The organism is Rhodovulum viride (assembly GCF_003265965.1).
GTDB classification, from domain to species: domain Bacteria; phylum Pseudomonadota; class Alphaproteobacteria; order Rhodobacterales; family Rhodobacteraceae; genus Rhodovulum; species Rhodovulum kholense.
The window spans coordinates 1-582 of the sequence record NZ_MUAV01000160.1 but is presented as its reverse complement, the minus strand read 5'-3'; the positions used below and the strand labels follow the sequence as shown (position 1 = coordinate 582).

The 582-nt window shown below is 71.0% G+C and carries 2 protein-coding genes; both read right to left on the bottom strand.

The genetic code is table 11. From position 1 onward, the window contains the following. The coding region (locus BYZ73_RS21620) for a hypothetical protein (RefSeq protein WP_220086890.1) at window positions 1-272 on the bottom strand (272 nt) is incomplete at its 3' end. A 3-nt stretch (window positions 273-275) separates the two neighbouring features. Continuing rightward, window positions 276-582: hypothetical protein (locus BYZ73_RS23195; RefSeq protein ID WP_181498171.1), on the bottom strand; the 307-nt coding region annotated here is incomplete at its 5' end.

Here is a 582-nt window from a genome sequence, read left to right as displayed (position 1 = left end):
AGATCGCCCGCCCGGCTCAGCACCTGCACCGATTTGACGGTGGTGCCCAGCGATTGCGCGAGCTTGGCCTGGGCATCGACCGCGCCCATGGCCTGTTTCGTCATCAGGCCAAGCGCCCCGGTCGCGGCGGTGACCGCGCCCGCCAGCCCGACCGTCACGGTGCGCGCAAAGCGTTTCGACCGGTCGTCGGCCGATTTGAGCCCGTTGCGGAACTCGGCCGAGTCGAGCCCCAGATTGACGCGCAGCGCGCCGATCACCGCCTTCAGCGCCATGGATCACCTCTTTCTCTGGTTGTGCTGTTCGAACCGCGCGTGAAGGACCCGCGCGCGCAGGATCATCGCCGCCGCCTCGCGCTTCGGGTCGGGCGGCAGGAGGAAGTCATCGGCCCGGGGGAAGTCGGGCGTCCGGGTCAGGGCCGCGACATGCCAGGCCAGCCAGCGGTCGCGGTGATGGCCGACCTTCGCCCGCGCCGTGGCGCCCGCCATCTGGGCGCGGTAAAGCCCCGGGGTCAGGGACCAGAAGGCGGCCGGATCGAACCCGGCCGCGCAATAGTCCTTCAGCAGATCGAGCCAGCCCGCGGGG